Source organism: Paenibacillus sp. FSL F4-0125 (genome assembly GCF_038008565.1).
Lineage (GTDB): Bacteria > Bacillota > Bacilli > Paenibacillales > Paenibacillaceae > Paenibacillus_AQ.
Genome location: NZ_JBBOZJ010000001.1, coordinates 250,909 through 272,182, shown reverse-complemented (window position 1 = coordinate 272,182; position 21,274 = coordinate 250,909). Strand labels below are relative to the sequence as shown.

General features: G+C 44.5%; 19 protein-coding genes and 1 tRNA gene. 15 read left to right on the top strand and 5 right to left on the bottom strand.

The features are described from left to right. Positions 1-270: 270 nt before the first annotated feature. The 3 genes from NST74_RS01285 (at position 271) to NST74_RS01275 (ending at position 3,225) form a co-directional block, all read left to right on the top strand. Positions 271-747, top strand: coding sequence for a hypothetical protein (locus NST74_RS01285; RefSeq protein ID WP_341110064.1), 477 nt, complete (start codon positions 271-273; stop codon positions 745-747). A 67-nt stretch (positions 748-814) separates the two neighbouring features. Next, on the top strand, positions 815-1,861 hold the full coding sequence (locus NST74_RS01280) for a hypothetical protein (protein ID WP_341110063.1): 1,047 nt from the start codon (positions 815-817) through the stop codon (positions 1,859-1,861). 14 nt (positions 1,862-1,875) lie between these two features. Then, the gene (locus NST74_RS01275; protein ID WP_341110062.1) at positions 1,876-3,225 is read left to right on the top strand and encodes a bifunctional folylpolyglutamate synthase/dihydrofolate synthase; all 1,350 of its coding nucleotides are present in this window, start codon (positions 1,876-1,878) and stop codon (positions 3,223-3,225) included. Here the strand turns inward: NST74_RS01275 and NST74_RS01270 are convergent. Next, the gene (locus NST74_RS01270; protein WP_341110060.1) at positions 3,220-3,978 is read right to left on the bottom strand and encodes an ATP-grasp domain-containing protein; all 759 of its coding nucleotides are present in this window, start codon (positions 3,976-3,978) and stop codon (positions 3,220-3,222) included. The genes NST74_RS01275 and NST74_RS01270 overlap by 6 nt on opposite strands. Before the next feature lie 399 nt (positions 3,979-4,377). Here NST74_RS01270 and NST74_RS01265 point away from each other — a divergent pair, with 399 nt between their 5' ends. The 7 genes from NST74_RS01265 (at position 4,378) to NST74_RS01235 (ending at position 12,165) form a co-directional block, all read left to right on the top strand. Further along, complete coding sequence (locus tag NST74_RS01265) at positions 4,378-5,271, top strand: carbohydrate ABC transporter permease (protein WP_341110059.1); 894 nt, start codon at positions 4,378-4,380, stop codon at positions 5,269-5,271. Beyond that, entirely contained in the window at positions 5,268-6,146 is an 879-nt protein-coding gene (locus NST74_RS01260; RefSeq protein ID WP_042184115.1) for a carbohydrate ABC transporter permease, read from the top strand. The genes NST74_RS01265 and NST74_RS01260 overlap by 4 nt, the downstream gene beginning before the upstream one ends. Positions 6,147-6,199: 53 nt before the next feature. Then, a complete protein-coding gene (locus NST74_RS01255) occupies positions 6,200-7,585 on the top strand; it encodes an ABC transporter substrate-binding protein (RefSeq protein ID WP_341110058.1) in 1,386 nt (461 codons plus the stop codon). A 133-nt stretch (positions 7,586-7,718) separates the two neighbouring features. Further along, positions 7,719-8,708, top strand: coding sequence for a LacI family DNA-binding transcriptional regulator (locus NST74_RS01250; protein WP_341110057.1), 990 nt, complete (start codon positions 7,719-7,721; stop codon positions 8,706-8,708). Positions 8,709-8,738: 30 nt separating this feature from the next. Beyond that, positions 8,739-9,752, top strand: coding sequence for an N-acetylglucosamine kinase (locus NST74_RS01245; protein ID WP_341110056.1), 1,014 nt, complete (start codon positions 8,739-8,741; stop codon positions 9,750-9,752). After that, on the top strand, positions 9,700-11,046 hold the full coding sequence (locus NST74_RS01240) for a 6-phospho-beta-glucosidase (protein ID WP_341110055.1): 1,347 nt from the start codon (positions 9,700-9,702) through the stop codon (positions 11,044-11,046). The genes NST74_RS01245 and NST74_RS01240 overlap by 53 nt, the downstream gene beginning before the upstream one ends. A gap of 21 nt (positions 11,047-11,067) precedes the next feature. Continuing rightward, complete coding sequence (locus NST74_RS01235; RefSeq protein ID WP_341110054.1) at positions 11,068-12,165, top strand: polysaccharide deacetylase family protein; 1,098 nt, start codon at positions 11,068-11,070, stop codon at positions 12,163-12,165. Between the two features lie 123 nt (positions 12,166-12,288). Here NST74_RS01235 and NST74_RS01230 read toward each other — a convergent pair whose 3' ends face one another. Continuing rightward, entirely contained in the window at positions 12,289-13,632 is a 1,344-nt protein-coding gene (locus NST74_RS01230; protein WP_341115799.1) for an aminotransferase-like domain-containing protein, read from the bottom strand. A gap of 138 nt (positions 13,633-13,770) precedes the next feature. Here NST74_RS01230 and NST74_RS01225 point away from each other — a divergent pair, with 138 nt between their 5' ends. Then, a complete protein-coding gene (locus NST74_RS01225) occupies positions 13,771-14,709 on the top strand; it encodes a DMT family transporter (RefSeq protein WP_042123399.1) in 939 nt (312 codons plus the stop codon). A 125-nt stretch (positions 14,710-14,834) separates the two neighbouring features. Here NST74_RS01225 and NST74_RS01220 read toward each other — a convergent pair whose 3' ends face one another. Beyond that, positions 14,835-15,494, bottom strand: a complete 660-nt coding sequence (locus NST74_RS01220) for a hypothetical protein (RefSeq protein ID WP_341110051.1) — start codon at positions 15,492-15,494, stop codon at positions 14,835-14,837. A gap of 159 nt (positions 15,495-15,653) precedes the next feature. Here NST74_RS01220 and NST74_RS01215 point away from each other — a divergent pair, with 159 nt between their 5' ends. The 4 genes from NST74_RS01215 to NST74_RS01200 all read left to right on the top strand — a co-directional run bounded on the left by NST74_RS01215 (position 15,654) and on the right by NST74_RS01200 (position 19,516). Beyond that, the gene (locus NST74_RS01215) at positions 15,654-16,394 is read left to right on the top strand and encodes a response regulator transcription factor (protein ID WP_341110050.1); all 741 of its coding nucleotides are present in this window, start codon (positions 15,654-15,656) and stop codon (positions 16,392-16,394) included. Continuing rightward, the gene (locus NST74_RS01210; RefSeq protein ID WP_341110048.1) at positions 16,372-17,739 is read left to right on the top strand and encodes a sensor histidine kinase; all 1,368 of its coding nucleotides are present in this window, start codon (positions 16,372-16,374) and stop codon (positions 17,737-17,739) included. The genes NST74_RS01215 and NST74_RS01210 overlap by 23 nt, the downstream gene beginning before the upstream one ends. A gap of 45 nt (positions 17,740-17,784) precedes the next feature. Continuing rightward, positions 17,785-18,000, top strand: coding sequence for an SDR family oxidoreductase (locus NST74_RS01205; protein WP_445668117.1), 216 nt, complete (start codon positions 17,785-17,787; stop codon positions 17,998-18,000). A gap of 175 nt (positions 18,001-18,175) precedes the next feature. Next, positions 18,176-19,516, top strand: a complete 1,341-nt coding sequence (locus tag NST74_RS01200) for an FAD-dependent oxidoreductase (protein WP_339288805.1) — start codon at positions 18,176-18,178, stop codon at positions 19,514-19,516. Between the two features lie 57 nt (positions 19,517-19,573). Here the strand turns inward: NST74_RS01200 and NST74_RS01195 are convergent, their stop codons facing one another. Then, positions 19,574-20,968, bottom strand: a complete 1,395-nt coding sequence (locus NST74_RS01195) for an MATE family efflux transporter (protein ID WP_341110047.1) — start codon at positions 20,966-20,968, stop codon at positions 19,574-19,576. A gap of 120 nt (positions 20,969-21,088) precedes the next feature. Then, positions 21,089-21,172, bottom strand: a tRNA-Leu gene (locus NST74_RS01190). Between the last annotated feature and the right edge of the window lie 102 nt (positions 21,173-21,274).

Genomic DNA, 21,274 nt, shown 5'->3' with positions numbered 1-21,274 from the left:
CCGTTTCCAACATTTCAATAGCCACTTTATTAGAAAAAATCGCCATCACAAATCCTCAGACGTTATAATAGATTCAAAATAAAAAGGAATAGGTGATATCATATCTTATCTCTGATCGAAAAGTATGAGTTACAATTCTCTAATAATAATTATTTTGGCGATATCGGGGTAGAGCCCTCTTACTCCATAGAAGTTGGCACCCTTCCCGTACTTGTATCTGCTCCGCATGCCATTAACCACTATAGAGAACATGCTGTAAAGCCTGCAGACATGTATACAGGTTCGCTAGCGCTGCTGTTACACAAGCTTACAGATTGCCACTGTATTTATTCCAATAGCTTCTCCAAAGAAGACCCAAATTACATCCTTGGGGGAGAATATAAAGCTGCGCTTGGAACAATTGTCAAAGAGCATCAAATTAACTTTGTTATAGACTTACATGGTGCTTCTAAGGACAGAGAATTCGATATTGATTTAGGCACATTACACGGAACATCCATACAGGAAAATAATATAAATGAAGTCGTACGTATTTTTTTCAATAATGGTATTACCAATGTTCATCAAAACCATACCTTTTCTGCATCTCATCCCGGAACGATCACTTCGTATTCGGCTAAAGAATTGTTAGTTCAAGGTATTCAGATTGAAATTAATCGAAATTATCGTAACCCGAATTCATTTGATTTATTCCAAAAAACCATTCATTCCCTCGAACAAATCATCAATCGATTGGGAGGCGCCTAACATAAATATCGAGCAGACCTTCACTATACTGGAAAAACAGAGCTATACCGCTCGGGAAGAAATCACAATGAACCCCGATGAGTTAGTCGAATTAGGCTTAGTCCACCATATCTTTGTCGAGCTTAAGGCAGAGAATGGCGCTCAGGTTAGCTGTTTGCTTTTATCTAAAAGTGATATCCCAAGAGGCAGTATTCAATTGTCGAAAAGAGCAAAGGACAAGCTAGGAAACTGCCCTCTAACAGGATTAACCATTACTAAACCTGAGTACAGCACGATCCTTCGGGGAATTCCTAAAGTGGACGAGATTGCCAAGCCTTATGTCAAAGCCTGTCCAACGCTTGTCCGTAAATATTCGAACCATGTCGAGCTTATTAATCCTAAAAATGGCTTTCGGGTAAACTTAACTTTAAAAGAAGATGACACAGCCAAGCCGAATGCCCTGTATTTCAACAGATATATCATGTTGCTGCTTGAGACTCATGCCACTGAGGATGATCAACTAATTATTACCCGTGCAAGAACAAGTCCTCAGTCCAAGCCAGGCATACATAAACTTATACATCTGGGAATCAAACGGCCTTTAACCGCATTAGGAAATCTTTTTATTGGCAAAAGAGAGCTTACGCTAAGAGTAGGCCACCCCTACCCTTTTGATGAACACCAAAATCTATGCCGAATTCATCCCAATGTTAGAAAGCTGCTGGGTATGGAAGAGACCGACAAAATCGTCGTCACCTATAACAACAAAACAATCACCGTCCCTATCTTAGATATAGACACTGAGCATATAGCCCAACTGATCAAGCTAAATGAGGAGAATGAGCAGCTTAAATTTATCGACAGCCACTTATTTATCGGAATCACCGCTTTGTCACGGAATGAACTGGAAATCCCCAGTATCGGCACATCGGTTACCGTAAAGAGAAGCATGAACTCCCTATTCTTAAAACACTTAAACAAGTTGGTCTTGCCCGTAATCGCTTTATTGTTTACAGTAGTTCAGCTGTATAAGGATTTGAACTGGAGCATCGCTCTGACCGTTGCTATTTCTCTGATACTGCTTCCGATAATCATCTACACGACGCTATCTGAAGAACGGGCAAAAATTAACTAAATGGAGCGATAATCGTGAAATTCACTTCACAATCTCAGGTAGAAGATATGATCTATAGCTCTTATTTAAGAGCCATTAACAACATCACAGAAACTTTGGATGAACAAGTTCGAAGACCGGAATTAACCAGAGCTTTGCTGGATCTAGTCGGAAGTCCGGATCGAGATCAACATTACATACTAGTCACAGGCAGTAAAGGTAAAGGCTCCACCTCTAGATTCATCTCTTCTTTGTTAAGTCACCTAGGCTATAAAGTAGGCTTGTTCACCTCCCCTCATCTGGTCGATTTCAACGAGAGAATTCGGATTAACGGGCGGGCCATATCTACAGAGGATTTTGTACGATTAGGAAATGTGGTTCGCCAGGGATTCCAAACGATTGAAGATCAGCTTGGTGCAGATGAATATCAAGGTCCTGTTGGGATAGGTCTAGCTATTGCGGCGTTGTACTTCAAGGAGAATCATACCGATTTCAATGTAATTGAATGCGGAAGAGGCGGAAGGTTTGATGACACGAATGTCCTGAAGAATGATTGGGCGGTCATTACTCCGATTATGGAAGAACATGTAGCTAATTTGGGTCCTGACCTGAATAGCATAACGCTACATAAGCTGGGAATCGTCAAAAACAAGGCTACAAAAACCTATATCAGCAGGCAGAAGTCGAGCGTACTAGCGACTATAAAGGAGAATCTTACCTCCAATTCTGTACAGTACTATGAGGAGCAGTTCTGGGCTGACTCTATTACAATAACGCCCATTGGAACTACTTTTGATGTTCGGACAAATCAAGCGATTTACCCGTCCTTAACGATCCCGTTATTGGGACAATTTCAAGCTCTAAATGCCGCCACTGCAGTCGCACTATGTGAGGATATTACAGGCGGTCCTCTGGATAGGGAGCTCGTAATCAATTGTTTTGCAAAACTGCAATGGCCGGGTCGTTGTGAGGTGATCTGCCATGATCCGTTAACAATTATTGACGGAGCGATTCATAAGGAATCGGCAACCTATTTGGCTGAGCTTATTCAACTAGTCAATCCCGACCGCAGTCGAGATGTAACTTCAATCATCGGTGTTCCCGAAGATAAAGATTATCTAGGGGTTATCGAAGTGATGAGTACGGTCTCGGAGCAATTGATCGTCACAAAGCCTGACATCAGTCATCTTTCTTTTCCTACAGATGCACTCCGTGTTGCCAAGCGTTTTATCGAAAAAAGCTCCGAGTTTCCCTATTTGGAGGATGCTCTTACGCACATAAAAGCTCGATCGTCCTCCGAGATTATTGTAATTGTCGGCACACAAACCTTCATCGGAAATGCCAAACGATTATTCGGGCAATCGCTGCTCGATATCGGCTTATAGCTTCTCAAAACGCTGGAGAATGACTTCCCTATAAAGATCAGATAGAGCTGACACTTCGCTCGGGTTCTGCTTACAATACTCATCTAACATAACCTTATGATTAACTTCGATGACCTTGAGGCCTTGATTTGTCTCTAAGATATCTATGGAACAGAAATCAAGGCCCATCGCTTTAGAGGTCTGGGATGCAAGCTCTGCCAGCGCCTCTCGTTTGGCCTGATCACTTACCTCAATCGTAACAGCTCCATTAATCAAATTGTGCTTCCAGGAATGGACTCTTTTTTTCCCAAGGAATACACGCGCCAGATGATTAAAAGTTACGATTCTATACTCAATCTCTGCTTCATAATAAGGGCCTATCGCCCCATTAAGCTGCAAGGAAAATAATAAATCCAGCTTCTCTTGCAGATCTCCTATCTCATTGACCCTGTACACATGATTGCCCTGCGCCCCGTTGTCTTGCTTCACAACAGCCTCTCCATTGCACTTATGGAAATAATCCTTAGCTATTGGATAAGGGTCTAAATTGCTAAATTTGGAGTCCGGATGTGCTAAATAGACATGCTCTACAGCCGGAATATTCGCTTTGCGTAAGACATCATAAGTTAGAGATTTACTCATGGCAATAATCGTAGAAGCGCTGCTGTTTAGACCAATCTCCGCGTCTACCATTACAAACGAATGAACTCCATCCGTCGCTCTATATACGAAATTCGGTGTGATTTCCTCAAAGCTGATACCTCTGGATTTCACGGAATGCTGGATCATTTTTAGGTAGGGTCTAGTCGTCACTCAGTTTCCTCGATTCTAAAAAAATATAATCAAGCCTAATCATAGCACGAGAAATATCAATCGAAAATAACATTCATATGTTATAATTACTATCATAAAAACCTTATAAATCTTGTTCGAGGGACTTTCTCAAAAAAATAACAGGATTAATGTTATGTTTAATGACTGATAGCGCTTTTATAGTTAAAAATAAGTATTGATTATTTAGTGATCATCCTCTATGATAAACTTATCAAGCGAACCAAAAAGTTAAAGCGGTTAAACTTTAATACAAAGGTATCTATTATTATTGCTACTTAATAGTATTAGCACGACCAAAAGTTAAAGCGCTTATACTTTAAAATGAGAGGTTGGTGTGTCATGATCAATCGCGAGAACAGGCGGCAGACCTTCTACATGTATCTGTTCATTTCTCCTTGGATTATCGGCTTCCTAGTATTCGCCCTTTATCCTATCTTATCATCGCTTTACTTCAGCTTTACTGATTATGACATCATACACCCGCCTAAGTTTATCGGGCTCGCTAACTACACAGAGATGTTTCACAATGACCTATTCTGGAAATCGGTGGTTGTCACACTGAGATATACCTTCATCGGTGTACCTATCCAGCTTGTTCTCGGTCTTGGATTTGCGCTATTGCTTCACCAGACCATTCCCCTGCGCGGCTTATTCCGAACGGCCATGTATTTTCCAAGCATGGTATCCGGCGTGGCCATGTCCCTCTTATGGTACTGGATCTTCAACCCGCAGATCGGGCTCTTCAATTACATCCTTTCCTGGTTCGGTATTCATGGACCGGCTTGGCTGATGAACCCGGACACTGCACTATATGCCTTGATCATTATGACCTTCTGGACAGCAGGCTCAGGAATGATTTTATTCCTCGCAGGTCTGCAAGGCGTACCGGCTAGCTTGATCGAAGCCGCTAACCTTGACGGTGCCGGACGCTTCAGAATTTTCTTGAACATTACCTTACCGATGATCTCTCCCGTGCTGCTTTTTCAACTAATTATGGGACTGATCGATTCCTTCCAAGTCTTTACCCAAGCTTTTGTCATGACTCAAGGAGGTCCGAATTACTCTACCTGGTTCTATGTCTATAATCTCTACACCAGTGCTTTCAAAGAATATCGTGCCGGTTATTCCTCAGCCTTGGCATGGGTGCTCCTCATCGTAGTTATGCTGTGCACCGCACTAATTATGAAATTGTCTAACCGTTATGTTCACTACGAAGGAGGCGGACGCAAATGAGTACAGTCAGAGCGCTAAGCCCCCAGACTAAAGGAACCAAACGCCGCCGGAAAGTGGAGCCTGTTAAGATTTTTAGCTTTATTACTTTAGTAGTTACAACATTTCTGATGCTGCTTCCTTTGTTCTTCATGGTCTCCACTTCACTTAAGTCCAAACGTGAGATGCTGAAGTTTCCACCCACCTTTCTTCCAGAGAGCTGGCAGTGGAGCAATTACACAGAAATATTTGATACCCTGCAGTTCGGTACGCTTTACAAAAATAGTTTAATTATCGCCGGTCTCAGCGTTGTAGGCACCTTGATTTCTTCAGCGCTGGTCGCCTATGGATTCGCCAGATTCAGAGGTAGAGGGAATCAGATATGGTTCATCCTATTGTTGAGCACAATGATGTTGCCTTATCCAGCAATTATGATTCCGCAATTCGTACTCTTTTCGCAAATGAACTGGATCGACACCTTCCTGCCCTTGATTGTGCCTGCTTTTTTCGGCTCAGCTTATAACATTTTCCTGCTGCGCCAATTCTTCTCCACGTTGCCTGAAGAGCTGTTTGATGCCGGACGCATTGATGGATGCGGCGAAATACGGATGTGGGCTACTATAGCACTCCCACTCTCCAAACCTGCCCTTGCAACTGTAGCTATCTTTGCTTTTATCTACAACTGGAACGATCTGCTTACACCGGTGCTTTACCTAAGCTCGTCAGAGAAGTTCACGCTACCCGTCGGGATGGCTTCTCTCACCTCATCCAGATTCCGCATTCCACCTTGGCATTTGCTGATGGTCGCCTCGGTTCTAGCTATGGTTCCTATCGTTACGCTGTTTGCTGTAGCACAGAAACAGTTCGTCGAAGGGATTGTACTTACAGGGATTAAGTAATAATCCGCCACCCGGGCGGCCAAATATACTTGAAATCATGGAGGGTTTAGCTAATGAACAAGAACAGGAAAAGTAGTGCGCTTTTACTTGCAACAACCATGCTTGTTGTTCTGGCATTGTCAGGCTGTAGCGGTGGCAAATCGGCGGGTAACACTCTATCTGAAGGAAATAGTGGCTCGGCTAATTCAGGAGGCAAAGCAGAAACGGTAACCATCACCCATTACACAATAGATTCAGAAGACCGGACTTTTGTTGAGAAATTAATTCCTGATTTCGAAAAGCAGCACCCGAACATTAAAGTAAAAGTGGAAAAAGCACCTTATGAGCAGTTCGACAGCAAGCTGCAAACGCTAATTGCCGGTGGCAAATCACCCGATGTGACAAGTCACTGGGGTTATGGAGGTTTCGCAGAATACTACAACAAAGATATGCTGCTCGATTTAACCGACCTAATAAAAGAGGATGGTTTCAAGGCAGCCGATTACAACATCCCAGAGAACCTGATGAACATTTATAAGGTTAAAGATCACACATATGGTATCCCAGTTAATATGTATGTCACCTTGATGCTCTATAACAAAGACATGTTTGATGCTGCCAAACTGACTTACCCAACAAGCGATTATGAAGATAAGAGCTGGACGTTTGAAAAGATGGTCGACCAGGCTAAACAAATGACTCTCGTCTCCGATGATATTGCCAAAACACAATATGGCGTAGACTTCACCTGGTCTGAACGCGATATGCGGCCATTGTATTTTGGAGCGCAGCCTTATTCAGAGGATACATGGGCGAATGGCGGCGTGCCTTCCGAGACTTATTTTGATTCCCCTGAAGTGATTGCTGCCTACAACAAACTCTTTGATCTGATCTTCAAAGATAAAGTCTCTCCTTCCTCCGAGTGGAGCAAAAGCGTAGCCGGACAGAACGGTGATCCCTTTGTTGCAGGTAAAATCGGGATGTCTATCGGTGGCTCGTGGAACCTTGCAGGTGCGAATGACTTTCCCTTTAAAATCGGCGTAGCCGCTGTACCATGGGGAGGCAACGATAAGGTCCGCAGCACACTTTACGTCGATCCGCTGCTGATCTTGAAGGACTCCAAACATCCGAAGGAAGCTTTGGAATGGATCAAATATTTGATCACTACCGAAGTGCAGGAGAAATCCATTGAGCTTAGTGGCGGTAACCCGCCAGTCAACACCGAAGCTGCTGAAGCCTACTATAAACATTTTGACGGCATCGATCCACAAGATATCAAAAATGTCTACGAGGGTGCTGTGAACTATGGCTTCGAATCCTACAACCATTTGATCACCAACTACTCGCAAATTAATGACATGTTCATTAATGAATTGCAGCCAGTAGAAACTGGACATAAGACGGTGGAAGAGGTGATGACGACGATTCAGAAAAAAGTTACGGAGATCATTCATCGTTAATATTTGGCTGATATGCCGTCCCTTTAGGGACGGTATACCTGTTTGAAATCATACGTTTAGCGGACAGTCTGCCAACCCTGTATACTAAAGGTAGAAAACAGGATCGGAAAATCTGCCGCGAGGAGAACTAGAGATGAAAGTGAGTATTTTTGATGTAGCCAAAAAATCAGGATTATCGGTTGTAACCGTATCCCGGGTCTTAAATGGGGCCGAATCGGTACGCGAGAATAATCGCCAGAAGGTGCTGGAGGCCATTAAAGAGCTGGATTATCGCCCTAATGCAGCGGCACGCAGTCTGGCGAGCGGTAAGACGGGAATTATCGGGATTATTGTCACGACCCTGCAGGATTCTTTTTTTGACGCAGTGGTCAAAGAGCTGAATGAAGTCTTAGCGATGCATGGTTATTTTTTGGCCATCTCCATCTCAGCAGGCATCGAATCGGATGATAGCCATTATTTAATCCAGGAGGATCGTGTAGACGGCTTGTTTCTGCTCTCTCCGATGGAAGAGGATAATTATATTGTGGAATTAAAACGGCGCGGCATCCCCTATGTGCTGATTGATAACCAAAAGCCCGAGAATGACACCTACTCTATCACGATTGACAACTTCAAAGGTGGCTACATGGCTACCAGTCATCTGTTAGCGCTCGGTCATACGTCTATTGCTCATCTATGTGGACAGGAGATGTTCCGTAGTACGCGGGAGCGGCGTGCCGGATTCCTACAAGCGCTTGAGGAAAAAGGTCTTACTCCATTTGAGATTGTACATGGTGATTTCGAAATTGGAATGGGATACGAAACCTGCAAGCGTTGGCTGAACGAAGGACAATTACCTACTGCGGTATTCGCTGGCGATGACAATATCGCCCTTGGCGTCATCAACGCATTAATGGAAGCTGGCATTCGGGTACCCGAACAAGTAGCTGTAATTGGTTATGATGATCATTATATTGCTTCACAGCTTCATCCATATTTAACAACGATCCGTCAGCCTTCTGACAAAATTGGATTAGCTGCTGCCGAAATGCTCTTAAAACGTATCACTGGAAAGATGAAGCGCGGAGCTGGCGTAAAGATTGACCCAGAGTTAATTGTACGGGAATCTACTACTTCCAATTAATTAAATCATATAAACAAGGAGTGACAACCATTGACTTACTACTTGGGGATCGATGGTGGAGGCACCAAAACCTATGCTCTGCTATGCGATGAACATGGCAATGTTCTCGGTAAGGGCAGGAGCGGTAACGGCAACCACCAGACAGGCGCACTTGAGGCAGCCAACAGCATTCGAGAGGCCACATTCGGGGCACTAGATGAGGCTGGACTCCGATTGGAGGACATCCAACATACCTATCTTGGGCTTGCCGGTGCTGACCGAGAGGCCGATTATCTCATTCTCCATCCAATGATTCGCGAGATCGGATTTATCAATTACACCATTAACTGTGACACCATGATCGGATTACGTGCAGGGACGACTCGCCCTTATGGAGTTGCACTAATCTGCGGCACAGGCACCAATTCGGCAGGCAGAAACACGCAAGGAGAGCACTATCAGTGTGGTGGCTTTGACTACATGTACGGTGACTTCGGCGGTGGCGGTGCTCTCAACATTGAAGTCTTTCGTTCTGTCATAAGAGCATGGGATGGACGGGAGCAACCTACCCTCTTGACCGGACTTCTACTCAACTTGCTAGGTTATGAGGAAGTTGCAGATATGTTTAATGATTTCCTCAATCATTGGAAAAGGGTTCCTGTTCATGCTGCTCGCTTGCTCTTCGAAGCAGCAGCTGAAGGAGATGCTGTAGCCTTAGAGATTCTAAATCGGCAAGGCGTTGAGTTAGGGAAGTCCGCTGCTGCAGTCATCCACAAGCTTGGGATGGAGCAGGACACCTTCGATGTGGTTCTGGCGGGAAGTCTGCTAACCCGTGGGGATCGCGGCTGGATTCGCGGACCTATTGAGAAAGCTGTACAAGCCGCAGCTCCACATGCAACTGTGGTGACTCTTGCCACGGAGCCTGTAGTAGGTGCCGTATGGTCCGCAATGGATCAAGATGGTTTGACCCTTAGTAATGAAGCGTATGAGACCATGCGGCAATATCAAGATTATGAATCGATCCAACAAACAAAAAAGACAGGAGTGGTTGATCTTGGCAACTAATCAAGGATTAAAGATCGCAGTTATCGGTGGGGGTTCTTCGTATACACCCGAATTGGTAGAGGGATTTATTCTTCATTACAAGGAGCTTCCTGTTCGTGAACTATGGCTCGTTGACATCGAACCTGGACTTCGCAAGCTGAATATCGTTGGAAATCTCGCTAAACGCATGGTTGAGAAATCCGGGCTTCCGATTGAAGTTCATCTTACAACAGACCGCCGGAAGGCTATCGAAGGTGCAGACTTCGTCAGCACTCAGATGCGTGTCGGTATGCTTGATGCCCGCGCACGTGATGAATCGATTCCTCTTAAATATGGTGTCATTGGTCAAGAAACGACAGGTCCTGGCGGAATGATGAAAGCACTGCGTACGATCCCTGTCATTCTGGATGTATGCCATGACATCGAAGAGCTGGCTCCTAACGCCTGGCTGCTCAATTTCACCAACCCTGCAGGAATGGTCACTGAGGCTGTTCTGAAATACTCCAAAGTCAAGAGTATCGGTCTCTGTAACGCACCTATCGGTCTGATCAAGCAAGTATCCGCCAAATATAACGTAGCTGCGGACCGTGTTTATGCCGAATTTGTGGGTCTGAATCACTTGCACTGGATTACTCGGATCGATGTTGAAGGTGAAGATAAGCTGGATGACATGCTCACAGAAGGTTACAGTGCTAAGAACGTACCTGCCCGAGAGTGGAATCCTGAGTTCTTACAATCGCTTCGTGCCGTCCCTTCCTACTATTTGAAATATTTCTATATGACAGATGCCATGCTCGAAGAGCAAATGGAATCATTTAAGCAAGGCATCAATCGTGCTGAAGTCGTGAAGCGCGTAGAAGAAGAGCTATTTGAGCTATACGCCAATCTGGAGTTAAGCGAGAAGCCAAAACAGCTGGAGCAACGCGGCGGTGCTTTCTACTCAGAGGCGGCCGTTAATCTCATGAGATCGCTCCATAACGGATCAAACGACATCCAGACCCTGAATGTTGCTAACCGTGGCATACTGGACTTCCTTCCAGAAGATGCAAGTATCGAAGTCAACTGTGTTGTCACCAAGAACGGTCCACTGCCTCTACCACTGACCAAGATTCCACCGATGGCTAAGGGACTCATTCATGCGGTCAAAACTTATGAGCAACTAGCTATTGATGCCGCTGTAACCGGTGACCGTGCACTTGCTCTTCAGGCCATGGTACATCATCCACTCGTTCCATCTGTAGATGTAGCGGTACGTATGCTGGATGAAATGCTGGAGGCCAATAAAGAGTTCTTGCCGAACTTCTTTACCAAATAACCATAGAAAAGAGGCGTCAATATGTCAGCTAAAGCGGTTTGGAAAGGCGATATCAACCAAGCACTATGCGCATTTACATTTGATGATGGACCTTCCCAACTTCCCGTTGAATTGTGGCTTGATGTTTTGGAGGAGGAAGGGGCGGTAGGCACCTTTTTCTTCACTGGGGAATGGATGGATCAGCACCCTGATAAGGCGAGACTAATCCTCTCCCGTGGTCATGTACTTGCTCCGCATACGTATCATCATCGGCGAATGGCCCAAGTGCCAAAGGCCGTATTCTTAGAGCAGTTGAAGCTGACCGAGCTGGCATATCAGGACGCAACAGGTCTTCCGTCTCCAAATTTCATGCGTTTTCCATACTGCTCATTCCGGGAAGAGAATCTGGATTGGCTGACAGAATGGGGCGGTTATCTGGATATTGAAGGCGTTGATTGCGGAGATTGGTCAGGTATTTCTGCAGACGAGATCATTGCCAGAGTTGAACCTACACTTGAAAATGGAACCATTGTAGTCATGCATAGTAATGATGTTGCAAAGGGGTCACCGGATGCCTTGAGAGCACTTATTCGGATCGCCAAGCAAAGAGGCTTGGAAAGTGTCGGCGTACCTGAGATCCTAGGGTCCATTGGCGTAGAAGTAAACTACAGACCTTGGAAAATCGTTGTAGACGTTCCGGCAGCGTTAGATCATCCCGTGGAAAAATGGATTCCTTTAGAAAATAACAAACAGCTTACCGACCTCGCGACCCAGACTACCGAGTGGAATATTCCGCAATACACACTGCATTTCACTTCTGAAAAAGAGTGGCTGGAGCATCTGGAAAGTCCGCTAGAAGAGGTTGGAGTTATAGAGGATCGCGAGTTGTTTACTATACAGCAATTTGATGGCAGCTACTGGGGATATGTACGCGCAGGTGTTGTGGACAATACCCTTGTACTATTAGATTATGCAGCTAAAGAAGCGCAGGCTGACACCTTGGTGTACCTACTTCGCTGGGCTGCGGATACTTCGATGAGACTGGGCTTAACCAAGATTGAAGCCAGACTCAATATCCGCAAAATGAGCGAGATGTGCAGACAGTTAGGCTGGCAGTCAGAGATCGTAGAAGATCAATAAGAGGTATCATCTATTGCCAGAGAAAGATTAGGATTTCATATAACGCATTCCCTTAAGTCTGCTACATTAGCAGGCTTTTTTATTTCTCCTTCAAAGGTAGTCATAGCCTCTATTACCGCTACTTCATCTTATTTCTCGAATGACCTGTTCAATGCCAGAGGGAATGTCAGGCTCTTTTACACTAGATACGTTGAGCTTTAGGATTCTCTCTTTTTTAGCAAAATAGGGCAGGTAACCGCTATCCGCCATCTCCACTCGAATAGACTTTTTTTGCAGCCGTTTGATTATTTGCTCTGCTCTAAGGTTATCCGCCAATTTCAGATATGTATGCACACCTAACTGACTGGCAGGACGATAGGAATAATACTGTTCAGAAGCTGCATTTACCTCCCTCTCGATCGAATCATAGAGGAGCATGGACCTTTTTCCGTAGCAGGAACGCATCTTTTTACGATGGCGCTCAAACATCCCGCTTTTTAAATACAGCTCCAGAGCAGCTTGGGACAGCATAGAGCTATCTATATCCATCAGTCTTTTGAATCGGTTAAAGGACTCACAGAGCACCTCGGGAAGTACGGCCACACCAACACGCAGACCTGGGAATATGATCTTGGAGAAGCTTTTTAAATAGATAACACGTGAAGTATTGTCATAGGCATAGATCGGATCTTGCTTCGCATCCTGCTCTAAATCTGCCATGTAGTCATCCTCTACGATATACACATCGTATGTAGCTGCAAGCTGCGCAATCGCCTTCTTCTGATTACGGGTATAGGAAACACCGAGCGGGTTATGAAACCGCGGAACGGTATAGAAGAACTTGAACTCGCCTGTTTTAAATAAACGCTCTAATTCATTCAAATCCACCCCGTCATCCGAACGCTGTATTCCCTCGGTCTCGATGCCGTACGTCTTCAAATACTCCATAAATAACGGGTAACTCGGCTGTTCAATCAGCACACGCTCCCTGCCATTCGGAAAAGGAATCCGGGTCAAGAGCCCAAGCGCTTGCTGCACGCCAGAGGTGATGAAAATCTGCTTCGGATCAGCAAATACCTGGTAAGAGGCCAGTTGTCGCTGCATTTCACGGATAAGAGACGGCAGCCCCTGCGGCGTTCCATAGATAAACAAATCCTTACGGTACATATCAATCGCTTTATTAATACAATGTTGAAAATCCAGATACGGGAAAATATCCGGGTCCGGTGCAGATGCCGCAAAATCAATCAAGTAGGCACCTTCTTCTTTCCGCTCCCCACTTCGTTTCATAACATAATATCCGCTCTTTGAAGCAGCGTAGATTAGATGTTTATCTTGAAGGTCTTGGAGTGCACGAATAACTGTGCTCTTATTGCAATCATAACGTAGTGCCAGCTCCCGAATAGAGGGCAGCTTGTCACCCTCACGGTATGTGTCTTCTGCGATTTGTAATTCTAGATCGTTAATTAATTCCGAATACTTATATATCTCCTTCACCCTCCTCCGAGTTTTTTGTACCGGTACAGATGAACAATAATTTCATTGTAGCACAGCTATTCTAGCCTTAGAATAAAGAACATAACAGGACCGGTCCTAAATGCGCGCAACACTTTGGAGGTCTTACTGATGAATATATCTTCTACTCAAAAAGCGATAGTAGCTGCTGTCTTGAATGCTGTTATTGTCGGGTTTTCTTTTATATTTGTAAAAATGGCACTAACCGTCTCGGACCCATTCGATACATTGGCTCATCGTTTCACGTTATCTTTTCTCGCCGCTTCGTTATTTACTTTTCCAGGGTGGGGGCGGGTGAAGTTTGGAATATCCAAGGCAGCAGTGGTCATCCCACTTGCTCTACTATACCCAGCGTTGTACTTTACGCTCCAAGCCTTTGGACTTCTGCATACAACATCAGCTGTAGCGGGTATTATTCAGGCGACCATGCCCATCTTCACCATTATTTTGGCGGCGATGTTCTTAAAGGAAACTACAAGCGGCTTCCAAAAGATCTCCACCTTAATCTCGGTTGCAGGTATCATTCTTATCTTTGCCATACCGGGTGTGAGTATTTCTTCCTCTAGTCTCTGGGGCGTCTTACTCATCCTAATCTCAGCGCTATCCCTTGCCGGCTATAATGTTGCGGCCCGAAAGCTGACACGAACTTGGAGTCCTAAAGAGCTCACTTATATGATTACTTTATTCGGATTTATATTTTTTAATGGTCTATCAATCATTAAGCATGGTTCAGCAGGAACCTTGAATCAATATTTCACACCTTTTCAGGAGCCTAAGTTCATATTCTCCATGATCTATCTCGGCGTACTCTCATCCCTCGTGACCTCCTTCCTCTCCAACTACGCTTTATCCCGAATGGAGGCTTCACGCGTGAGCATCTTCGGCAGTCTTTCGACGGTTGTCTCTATTCTTGGCGGCGTGCTTCTGCTGAATGAACAGCTGGAATGGTATCATTGGACCGGCACGGTGATGATCATCGCCGGGGTGATCGGAGTCAACTGGCGCAAGAAGGCAAAGCTTCAAGTAAAGGGTGAGATTGGGCTGGACTAGAGAAAGCCTGCTAAAGCACACCTTCGATCGAACCTTACATTTACGTAAAAAAGACACCCCTCGAGGTGTCTTTTGTTCTTCCCTTTTCACTCTCTCTGCTCTGTATCCAGCCGCGTTAATCGCTGTTACTTAGCTGTTTCAAATGCTTCGATTTTCTCTTTATATTGATCCAGCAGCTTAGCTAAAGCTTCCTTAATCACAGTGGCATCTTTGGTTTTAGCAGCACTATTCAGATCCTCTTGGGCTTTGAAAAAGGCTTTATCAGCCTCGCTAAACTCTTGAATTGAAATTGTAGCTTCACTCACTTCTACTGCTGCAATTGCAGCTACACCTTTAATAGAAGTAGAGAAGACACTCCCCATCTTCTCATCATTAGGCAATACCTCAACATTGCGACCAGCTTCAATATAACTCACGGGCAGCGCTTCGGCTGATGCAATATTTTTCGAGAACACAACCCCTTCTGCCTGCTCAGAAGGTACTAGCTCGGAAACCGCGGTTACACTAAATCCAGCAGCCTTGTAATATTGATCCAAGGTCTTCTTCCAGTCTTCTAGAGTACTAGGTGCATATGTTTTAGCCAGTTCAAGGGGATCTACCCAATCAAAGATTGTTACTTGAGTAGCAATTGTTCCCTTAGTTGCTGGAGTAACCACCGCTGCAGCCGTTGTTTTTCCACTTTGATCCTGAGCTCCGCTAGCTGCGTTCGCTGCAGTCGGTGCAGCAACTGCGGATACCAGTAGGGCGGATAACGCTAACTTTTTAAATATCATCTGTTGATTCATAAATACAACACTCCTCATCGATTCGAATGATCTTACAAGTCCAAGCTTACAAAATCGGTGTGGCATAACATTGGTTAATTTGTGGAAAAACGATGGCAGCCCCCTCTACTCCCCTCTGGATTGATATAATTGCAGAAGAATAATCTGGAGGTTAACTAAATGAATACCAACTATCTCATTGCCGTAGTAGATGATGATCAACATATACGTAATCTTGTAGAAGCTTATTTACAAAAAGAAAATTACCACACGATTGGTCTTGGCAGCGCTGAAGAAGCATGGACCTTATGGCAGACAAGCCCACCGGATATGTGGGTACTCGACGTTATGCTGCCCGGCATGGACGGGTACGAATTTTGTCGGCGGATTCGCAATGAAGCCGAAGTGCCGATTATTATGATCTCCGCAAGGGATAATGAAGTGGATAAAATTTTAGGTTTAGAGCTAGGCAGTGATGATTATCTAGTCAAGCCATTTAGCCCTCGGGAGCTAGTTGCTCGCATTAAACGCCAGCTACAACGGTGGTATAAAATGAGTACTCAAATAGAACCTGCAAGTAGTAACCCCCTCACACCTACGCATATTGAGGTTACTCATCTACAGCTATTATTGGATGAAAGACGTGTGTTCTGGCATGGGAAAGAGATTGAGCTCACCAGTAAAGAATTCACCCTCCTAAAAGTATTTGCAACCTCTCCCAACCGCGCATTTACAAGAGATGAGCTGCTAACCCATGTGTGGGGAGATGACTATTTCGGAAGCGACCGTGCCGTAGACCATTTAATTAAACGGATGCGAAAAAAGCTAGATCTGCTGCCGATTGAAGCCGTATGGGGACATGGCTATCGTATGCGTATTGAGGAGGGAGTGGAGATCGATGAAGCTAGCACATCAGATTAATTTAGCCTTTAGCGTTGTATTGGTACTGCTCCTGTCTATTACCGCTGTCGTGATCCATTTTGTGCTGCTTAATCATTTTGTCGGAACACAAAAGGCGGAACTGCGAACCATTAGCTCTGCCATGTCAGCGACTATAGTTGAGGGGAGCACATACAGTGGCGACATTGAGACTGAACTCCGTGCGCTGCCCGTGATCATGCCTTCTTCTGTAGGTACTGCAAGCGTCGAGGCTATCCTTAGTGATGAGACAGGAAAAGTATTGTCCACCTCATCGAGTATGAGTTCCGTCGCGGTAAAATCCAATGCGCAGTTTGTCGCTGGTCAAGCCTCTGACCTTCAGAATATTTGGAATGGAACAGATGCAAGATATATAACAGAAGTGAAGGCTACGCCAATAGGCACGCTAACTCTGCTTACACCTATGAGCGCAGTAACAAGCATTGAACAAGCTCTGTTCAAAAGACTGCTAATCGTTTTCGGTGCTGCAGGGGCATTTATGCTCCTATTTGGCCTGTTTATCACGAAAAAGCTAATCCAGCCTCTAATGAAGCTGCAGCAAGAACTGAAAAAAGTAAAAGAGCGCCACTTCTCAGAGGTTAAGCTGATCAAGGCTGGTGGAGAGATTGGCGCTGTTGCTAAGTCGGTATATGACATGGCTGGTGAATTGAATCGATTTAACCACGTACAGAAGCAATTTTTTCAGAATGCCTCTCACGAATTAAAGACCCCACTGATGTCTATCTCTGGTTATGCTGAAGGCATTAAGGATGGTATCTTCGAGGGGGAAGCGATCGATAAGGGTCTGGATATCATTATGAGCGAGAGTAGTCGTCTGAAGAAACTCGTTACGGAAATGACCCTGCTTGCGAAGCTGGATAGTGAGGAGAATATATTTAGAACTAGCGAGCTCTCACTGGACGATATAGTCGTAGAAACCATTGAACGCATGAACCCTCTTTTGATGAAAAAAGGGCTGACCCTGCATGTATCCTACGATGATTGCGAGCCGCTTACGGTCCGTGCCGATAGAGATAAGCTATTGCAGGCACTGCTTAATGTGGTTTCCAATGCAACTCGTTATGCTAATCAGCATATCTACATTCATGCTTCGGTTAAGGATGACCAGGTTCTACTCTCCGTTAGCGATGATGGCCCTGGCATTTCAGAAGACCTGCTTCCATACCTGTTCCACCGATTTGTTAAAGGGAAAGATGGCGAATCCGGACTAGGACTTGCCATCTCCCGTGCGATCGTAGAGCGCTCCGGAGGTCTGATTACAGCGGGGAACCGTAAGGATGGCGGTGCAGTGATCACCATGGGATTCCCTGTACTCTCACCTACCTAGACAGCTAACCGGATTCTATCCTACCTTCTATTTCATACAAGCCGCATGACCTTATTTGAAAGAACCATTCGCGGTATGATTCGATGGGCAGAAGCAAACCCAGAGTACTACCAAAGCATGATTTCCAAGATCCCTTTAAGAAGACTGGGTGAGCTGGTAAGTGATATCGGCCGTGTTGCTGTTCTCCTAACGAGCGAAGACTCCGACTATATTACGGGTCAAACAATCATGGCCGATGGCGGATCGATTAAATTACGCTAATTTATACGCCAGCCAGCCTATTGATCATTAAGAGATTTCCTTTAGAGGAGATCTTTTTTTGTCTTTAAATCTCCTTATTATTCGTTTAATAGCCTTTGAATTAAGGGTAATAATAAAGATAACATGCTATTTACCGCATAATTTATAACACCCTGTGTAACCCGGAGGTATTCAAATGAACAAGTTCGACGCTATTATTATTGGTTTCGGTAAAGGCGGAAAGACCCTTGCCACAGAACTAGCTAATCGAAAATGGAAAGTAGCCGTTATTGAACGATCTAAGGAAATGTACGGTGGAACCTGCATTAACATCGCCTGCATCCCTACCAAATCCTTAGCTTACCAAGCACATCAAGGCAAAGTTTATGAAGAAGCAATCCATAACAAGGATCAACTGATTTCATTTCTACGCCAGAAAAATTACGATAATCTAAATCAGAACGAGAATATAGAAGTTATTAATGGAGAAGCTTCCTTCTTATCAGATCACGAAGTTCAAGTGAAGGAAGCCGGTGAGACGAAAATCTTAACCGCCGACAAAATCTTCATTAATACGGGTGCTGAGACCATCATTCCAACGATTGACGGGATACAAGATAGTAAGTTCGTTTATACCAGCACGTCCATTATGGATCTTAAGGAGCTCCCAACGAAACTAGCCATCATTGGTGGTGGTTATATTGGTTTGGAATTCGCTTCGATCTACAGTCAATTCGGCTCACAGGTTACGGTGCTGGAGGGTTCCTCGAAATTCATTCCTAAAGAAGACCGCGATGTCGCGGACGCCGTCCTCCAAACCTTTACCAAGAAGAACATTGAGGTCAAACTGAAGGCAAAGGTTATAGGACTGAAGGATGTTAAAGATGGAACAGTTATCTCCTTTTCGATAGATGGCGCTATTCAAGAATTGAAAGTCGATGCTGTACTGGTTGCGACAGGTAGAAAACCAAACATTGAGGGATTAAATCTAGAAGCAGCCGGTGTAGAAGTTACAGATCGGGGCGCTATTAAGGTGGACCCTTCCCTAAAAACCACCGTTCCCCATATATGGGCTCTTGGCGATGTCAAAGGCGGATTACAGTTTACCTATATATCATTAGACGATTATAGAATCGTACGAAATGATCTCTTCGGCGATCATTCCCATACCACAAATGACCGCATCGCTGTTCCATACAGCGTATTTATAGATCCTCCACTATCCAGAGTAGGAATTAGTGAAGAAGCAGCTACCGAACAAGGACTTGAAATTAAAGTCGCGAAGTTGCCTTCGGCAGCTATTCCACGTGCCCGCTTAATTAACGAAACTGAAGGCTTCCTAAAAGCTATTGTGGATGCAAAAACCAATAAAATTCTCGGAGCTACATTGTTCTGTGCGGAATCCAGTGAAGTGATTAATATCGTGAGTATGGCTATACAAACCGGGCAAGATTTCACCTTTTTGAGAGATCATATCTTTACTCACCCTACAATGAGCGAAGCTTTGAATGATTTGTTCTCACAGATCAAAGAATAAAACACTACATGCATGGGAAGCAAAAAGACACCCTTTGGGGGGTGTCTTTTACTTTTTCTATATAACACGATGCTGAACCCACTTCTTACCCATGAAGCGCCGTAGAAATATGAATCCTCTAATTCCCCACTCACAGTTCATAGCTAACCAAACCCCAAGTAGACCGAAATCCAGAACAATACCTAAGATATACCCGAGTACTACGCGGAACAACCACATACTCAGCATAGACACCATGGATGTAAACTTGGAATCTCCTGCTGCTCTAAGCGCTGATGGTGTTATGAAGCTAACAGACCACAGCGGTATTTGTACGATTGTATTGATAAGTACAATTATAAAGATATCTCTCACGATCTCCGCAGGTGGATGGAACATCGAAACTAGCGGATGGAAGAAAGGCATAACTAACAATCCCATCACCACAAAGGAAAGGGAAGAGGCTACGAGAAACGATTTAATAAATTTCCGGGCATCCTTAACATTATTGCTTCCCATACATTGTCCGACCACTGTAATAATCGTCAAAGACAGCGCATTGCCCGGAATTTGCATAATCCCCGCAAAGGAAGAGGCGATAGCATTTGTAGCAAGCGCGTAAGTACCGAGACTGACGATAAAGACTTGCGTCAGAATCTTACCACCATTAAAGAACATCTGCTCCGCCGCAAACGGCATACCGATGAACATTATTTTTTTGAGCATGGAGAATTGAACCACCAGTAAGTCACGAATTCGAATATGCAGTTCATTGTCCATCCGGAACAGATAATACAGAGCGCATATCGCGCCCAAATATCGAGCTATATTTATAGAAATGGTCATTCCTAGAACGCCCATATGCAAAAGGTTAATAAATACGAGATTCAAGAGGACGTAAACTAAATTCATAATGAGCGATAGCGCAAGCGAGGCTCTCGTTCTTCCGATTCCCCGAAGAGCACCACACACTGCCTCTACCACAGCTATTCCTAGATAGGAGATACAGCTCCCAATCAAATAGATTCGGGCGTTGTGCATTACCTCGGGCGAAGCTGCTCCAAATAATAAGTTCAACAACGGATTATGAAAAAGAATACCAAACATACCAATAATAAAAGCCATAAGGGAAACCGATGAAGTGGCGCCTGCGGTAGCTTTTGATACCATAAGACTATTACCGCTTCCTTTATACTGCGCTACGACAACCGTACCACCTGTTGATACCGCGATAAACACACTAATGAGAAAAAGATTAAGGGAATCGATCATGTTCACCGCACTGATAGCTGCCACACCGGACGAGCTGATCATGGCTGTATTCACTAGATTAAGCCCCACTATAAAGGCCTGATCTACCAGAATAGGAATGAATAAAGCAATCATATGGCGATAATCTAACGATTCTCCTGAAAAATACTTCTCAAGAAACCGCACACTTCGCTTCGTATTGACATTTACATTAGGTTCCATCTTCGCTTCACTTCTTTTACATTAGAGTTATCCAAATTTGAAATATCCTTATAAATAGAAAAAGGCTCTTCAGGTTGAAGAGCAATTCAAAAGTACAGCTAGTTTATATACACTTAGGTATGCGGTCGAGAGGACTCGAACCTCCACGGGGATTAACCCACACGGACCTGAACCGTGCGCGTCTGCCAATTCCGCCACGACCGCACAAAATATAAAAACAAACATGCAGTGCAGAACTAAATTATCATATATTAGCACAAAGGGCAATACCTAATGTAAAAAGAAAAAGTGTACCGAGTCCCTATT

Bases quoted from the DNA above. Each gene is read 5' to 3' on its own strand.
- NST74_RS01285 (WP_341110064.1), top strand. From the start codon at position 271: ATGTATACAGGTTCGCTAGCGCTGCTGTTACACAAGCTTACAGATTGC.
- NST74_RS01280 (WP_341110063.1), top strand. From the start codon at position 815: ATGAACCCCGATGAGTTAGTCGAATTAGGCTTAGTCCACCATATCTTT.
- NST74_RS01265 (WP_341110059.1), top strand. From the start codon at position 4,378: ATGATCAATCGCGAGAACAGGCGGCAGACCTTCTACATGTATCTGTTC.
- NST74_RS01260 (WP_042184115.1), top strand. From the start codon at position 5,268: ATGAGTACAGTCAGAGCGCTAAGCCCCCAGACTAAAGGAACCAAACGC.
- NST74_RS01255 (WP_341110058.1), top strand. From the start codon at position 6,200: ATGAACAAGAACAGGAAAAGTAGTGCGCTTTTACTTGCAACAACCATG.
- NST74_RS01250 (WP_341110057.1), top strand. From the start codon at position 7,719: ATGAAAGTGAGTATTTTTGATGTAGCCAAAAAATCAGGATTATCGGTT.
- NST74_RS01240 (WP_341110055.1), top strand. From the start codon at position 9,700: ATGAATCGATCCAACAAACAAAAAAGACAGGAGTGGTTGATCTTGGCA.
- NST74_RS01235 (WP_341110054.1), top strand. From the start codon at position 11,068: ATGTCAGCTAAAGCGGTTTGGAAAGGCGATATCAACCAAGCACTATGC.
- NST74_RS01225 (WP_042123399.1), top strand. From the start codon at position 13,771: ATGAATATATCTTCTACTCAAAAAGCGATAGTAGCTGCTGTCTTGAAT.
- NST74_RS01220 (WP_341110051.1), bottom strand. From the start codon at position 15,494: ATGAATCAACAGATGATATTTAAAAAGTTAGCGTTATCCGCCCTACTG.
- NST74_RS01215 (WP_341110050.1), top strand. From the start codon at position 15,654: ATGAATACCAACTATCTCATTGCCGTAGTAGATGATGATCAACATATA.
- NST74_RS01210 (WP_341110048.1), top strand. From the start codon at position 16,372: ATGAAGCTAGCACATCAGATTAATTTAGCCTTTAGCGTTGTATTGGTA.
- NST74_RS01205 (WP_445668117.1), top strand. From the start codon at position 17,785: ATGACCTTATTTGAAAGAACCATTCGCGGTATGATTCGATGGGCAGAA.
- NST74_RS01200 (WP_339288805.1), top strand. From the start codon at position 18,176: ATGAACAAGTTCGACGCTATTATTATTGGTTTCGGTAAAGGCGGAAAG.
- NST74_RS01195 (WP_341110047.1), bottom strand. From the start codon at position 20,968: ATGGAACCTAATGTAAATGTCAATACGAAGCGAAGTGTGCGGTTTCTT.